Annotated in this window: 5 protein-coding genes; 3 read left to right on the top strand and 2 right to left on the bottom strand. The window is 69.4% G+C overall.

Annotated elements, in window-relative coordinates; all coding sequences use genetic code 11:
- Positions 1–293 precede the first annotated feature (293 nt).
- Both ilvC and VLI41_RS04765 read right to left on the bottom strand, forming a co-directional pair.
- Positions 294–1,313 (bottom strand): ketol-acid reductoisomerase, encoded by a 1,020-nt coding sequence (ilvC, locus tag VLI41_RS04770; RefSeq protein ID WP_325266913.1) that lies wholly within the window; start codon positions 1,311–1,313, stop codon positions 294–296.
- Positions 1,314–1,418: 105 nt separating this feature from the next.
- On the bottom strand, positions 1,419–1,922 hold the full coding sequence (locus VLI41_RS04765; protein ID WP_325266912.1) for a GNAT family N-acetyltransferase: 504 nt from the start codon (positions 1,920–1,922) through the stop codon (positions 1,419–1,421).
- A 222-nt stretch (positions 1,923–2,144) separates the two neighbouring features.
- On the opposite strand from VLI41_RS04765, the gene VLI41_RS04760 reads away from it, so the two are divergent.
- The 3 genes from VLI41_RS04760 to arfB are packed head-to-tail and all read left to right on the top strand — an operon-like array spanning position 2,145 to position 3,507.
- The gene (locus tag VLI41_RS04760; protein WP_325266911.1) at positions 2,145–2,885 is read left to right on the top strand and encodes a class I SAM-dependent methyltransferase; all 741 of its coding nucleotides are present in this window, start codon (positions 2,145–2,147) and stop codon (positions 2,883–2,885) included.
- On the top strand, positions 2,882–3,079 hold the full coding sequence (locus VLI41_RS04755) for a hypothetical protein (protein WP_325266910.1): 198 nt from the start codon (positions 2,882–2,884) through the stop codon (positions 3,077–3,079). The genes VLI41_RS04760 and VLI41_RS04755 overlap by 4 nt, the downstream gene beginning before the upstream one ends.
- A 2-nt stretch (positions 3,080–3,081) precedes the next feature.
- Positions 3,082–3,507, top strand: a complete 426-nt coding sequence (gene arfB / locus VLI41_RS04750; RefSeq protein WP_325266909.1) for an alternative ribosome rescue aminoacyl-tRNA hydrolase ArfB — start codon at positions 3,082–3,084, stop codon at positions 3,505–3,507.
- Positions 3,508–3,646 lie beyond the last annotated feature (139 nt).

Raw genomic sequence — 3,646 nt, 5'->3', positions numbered from 1 at the left:
GCGCGCTACGACAGCTGGCTCAAGCTGCAGCGCGAGCTGGCCCACGAGCGCGCCAAGGCAGACCCGGCGTTGCGCAAGGCCCAGCAGCGCGAGTGGATCGTGCGGATGAAGAGCAGTCGCGCCTGGATGAAGCAGAAGCGGCGGATGGAGTGATTGCTTTCCCCTCGACGGGGAAATGTCGGCGGCGACGCCCGGCCGACAAGGGGGGAAGTGGTCTTTGGGCCTCTCCCCCCATCGACCCTCGCGCGTTCCGCGCATCGGGCCACTTCCCCCGTGATCGGGGGGAGCCGGGCTCAGTTCCGCTCCTGGTCCACCAGCTTGTTCTGGGTGATCCAGGGCATCATGGCGCGCAGCCGGCCGCCCACCTCCTCGATGGGGTGCTCGGCGTTGCGGCGGCGCGTCGCCTTGAAGCTGGGCTGGCCGGCCGCGTTCTCGTTCATCCAGTCCTTCACGAAGCGGCCGGACTGGATGTCCTCCAGCACGCGCTTCATCTCGGCCTTGGTCGCGGGCGTCACGATGCGCGGGCCGGTGACGTACTCGCCGTACTCGGCGGTGTTGGAGATCGAGTAGTTCATGTTGGCGATGCCGCCCTCGTAGATCAGATCGACGATCAGCTTCACCTCGTGCAGGCACTCGAAATAGGCCATCTCGGGGGCGTAGCCGGCCTCGACCAGGGTCTCGAAGCCGGCGCGGATCAGCTCGACCAGGCCGCCGCACAGCACGCTCTGCTCGCCGAACAGGTCGGTCTCGCACTCCTCGCGGAAGGTGGTCTCGATGATCCCCGAGCGGCCGCCGCCGATCGCCGAGGCGTAGGCGAGGCCGAGGTCGAGCGCGTTGCCGGTGGCGTCCTGGTGCACCGCGATCAGGCAGGGCACCCCGCCGCCCCGCTGGTACTCGCTGCGGACGGTGTGACCGGGGCCCTTGGGCGCCACCATCAGGACGTCGATGGAGGGCTTCGGCTCGATCAGGCTGAAATGGACGTTGAGGCCGTGGGCGAACAGCAGCGCCGCGCCGTCCCTGATGTGGGGCGCGATCTCGGCGTTGTAGATGCCGCGCTGCAGCTCGTCGGGGGCGAGGATCATGATCGCATCCGCCCACTTGGCGGCGTCCGGCACGCTCATCACCTTCAGGCCGTCGGCCTCGACCTTCCTGGCGGTGGCCGAGCCGGGCTTCAGCGCCACGGCGAGGTTCTTGACGCCGGAATCGGTGAGGTTGAGCGCGTGCGCACGGCCCTGGCTGCCATAGCCCACGATCGCGATCTTCTTGTCCAGGATGCGGGAAATGTCGGCGTCGCGGTCGTAGTAGACGCGCATGATCGTTCTCCTAGCGGGACAAGACGCGCTGCGCTTGCGCAACGGCAATGCGGGAAAGCGCCGGCTCTGAAGCGGTTTTTTGCGCCAAGGTCAAGGGAAGCCGCCTCACAGTCTGATCCGGGCCATGGACAGCGTGTCCACGTATTCGCCGTCGCGGAACGCGTAGGCGCGGCTCAGGCCTTCGCGCTCGAACCCGAAGCGTTCGTAGAGCGCAATGGCGCGTGCGTTGTCGGCGTACACCCACAGCTCCAGGCGCTTCAGGTTCCACCAGCGGTCGGCAAGCTCGAGCGCGCCGGAAACCAGCGCCGTCCCTGCGCCGCGGCCGGCGAAGCCGTCGTGCACGGCCATGCCGAAGCCGCCGACGTGGTTGCGGCGGATGTTCTCGTCCCGGAACAGGCCGAGGCAGCCGATGACCTTTCCCTCGATTTCGGCGACCAGCTGCTTGAGGTTGGCCGGCCGGTTGGCGAACCGCCTTTCTCGCTCGGCGACCGCGGTGAGCGGAAGTTGCAGCGTGCCCCAATAGGCCTTCGGCTGGTTGAACACCTCCGTGACGGCGGCGATGTCGGCGGGCTCGATGCCGCGGACGCGGATCTCGGGATATTCGCTCATGTCCTTGGTCTCCTTGGGCGGGAGCGGACGGCGGGCTTCTGAAACGAAAAAGCCCCGGACGCGTCCCGCCGGGGCTGGTGATTCGAGGGTGGCTGCTGACGCTTACGCCACGACACCTCGCACCCGCCCGCCGGCGGCGGTCGGAATAAGCAGAGCGAGGGCGTGGCTTACGCGGCGCATGGGGCTACTTACCGAAATCCGCGAAGCTTGGCAAAAGGCCCCATGGACTACGATCGCACCCGCATGCCGGAGGCCTATGACCGCGGGCGCGCCATGCAGCCGGGCGTGCTGGCGCTGTGGCTGGACGAGCTGGCGAGCCTGTTGCCCAGGCGACCGGAACGGATCGTCGACCTGGGCTGCGGCACCGGCCGGTTCTCGGGCGGGCTGGCGAACGGCTACGCGGCGCAGGTGATCGGGGTCGATCCGTCGGAAAAGATGCTGCGGGAGGCGCGCGCGAAGGACCTCGGTCCGGACGTCAGCTTCCGCACCGGCTCGGCCGAGGCGATCCCAGTGGAGAGCGGCTGGGCGGACCTGGTCTTCATGTCGATGGTGTTCCACCACATCGGCGACCGGCCGAAGGCCGCGGCGGAATGCGGCCGCGTGCTGGCGCCGGGCGGTTGCGTTGCGATCCGCGGCCCCACCCGCGAGCAGGCCCATCGGGTTCCGCTGAACGGCTACTTCGAAGGTTTCGAGGCGCTCTATCTCGCCCGGATGCCGAGCCTGGCGGAGATCGCCGCGCCGTTCCAGCCGGAGGGCTTCCGCCCGCTCGGCCACAAGCTGGTCGAACAGGTCAGCCAGCCGGACTGGACGAGCTTCGTCGAGCGCACGACCCTGCGCGCCGACAGCCTGCTTGCCAGCCTGCCCGATGCGGCGTTCGAGGCCGGGCTCGGCGCCATGCGGGCGCGGCCCACGCCCGGACCGGTCCGCGACTGGGTGGACCTCGTCGTGCTGCAGCGGCCATGAGCGGCGAAACCGTCGAGGCCGTCGCTTACGACCCTGCGTGGCCGCAGGCATTTGCGGCCGAACGCGAAGCGCGGCTTGCCGCGATCTCGCCGCCGCTCCTCACGGCAGCCAAGACGGCGTTCATCCAGGAGCTGGTCGATCGGGCCCGCGCGGTGCGCGGCTTGCCGCCCGTGGACGTGTGGGGCGCGGCATAGCGGTGATCGAGGTCGGCCATCACATCGCGATCGGCGACGACGAGGTGCAGCTACGCGCGGTGCGCGCTTCCGGCCCCGGCGGGCAGCACGTCAACAAGGTCTCGACGGCGATCGAGTTGCGCTTCGACGTGCGTGGATCGCCGAGCCTGCCCGAGCGCGTGCGCCAGCGGCTGGCGCATCTGGCGGGCTCGCGGCTCACCCAAGACGGCGTGCTGGTGATCCTCGCCCAGGAGCACCGCTCGCAGGAGCTCAATCGCCAGGCCGCCTGCGACCGGCTCGTATCGCTGATCCGCAAGGCGGCCGAGCCGCCGCCTCCGCCGCGCAAGAAGACCCGGCCCACGCGGGCGTCGCGCCAGAGACGGCTGGACGCCAAGGCGCGGCGCGGCGGGGTGAAGGCGCTGCGAGGCCGGATCGGTCCCGAGGACTGACCGGGGTAAGGAACAAAGCTTGGCCATGGACGGTTAGGCTTGAGGCCGCGTTCGACGGCGGCCGCTGGCAAGGTTTCGCCGCATTGGCCTATAAGCTCCGCTCCATGCTCCGCGTCAGACCTTTCGCCGCCCTGCTCCT

Source organism: Phenylobacterium sp. (genome assembly GCF_035475775.1).
In the GTDB taxonomy this organism is placed as follows: Bacteria; Pseudomonadota; Alphaproteobacteria; order Caulobacterales; family Caulobacteraceae; genus Phenylobacterium.
Note: the sequence above shows the minus strand (reverse complement) of the source record. Positions and strands in the feature narration are given on the sequence as shown.

Excerpts from the sequence above, each read along its gene's own strand:
- ilvC (WP_325266913.1), bottom strand. The coding sequence starts at position 1,313 with ATGCGCGTCTACTACGACCGCGACGCCGACATTTCCCGCATCCTGGAC.
- VLI41_RS04755 (WP_325266910.1), top strand. The coding sequence starts at position 2,882 with ATGAGCGGCGAAACCGTCGAGGCCGTCGCTTACGACCCTGCGTGGCCG.
- VLI41_RS04760 (WP_325266911.1), top strand. The coding sequence starts at position 2,145 with ATGGACTACGATCGCACCCGCATGCCGGAGGCCTATGACCGCGGGCGC.
- VLI41_RS04765 (WP_325266912.1), bottom strand. The coding sequence starts at position 1,922 with ATGAGCGAATATCCCGAGATCCGCGTCCGCGGCATCGAGCCCGCCGAC.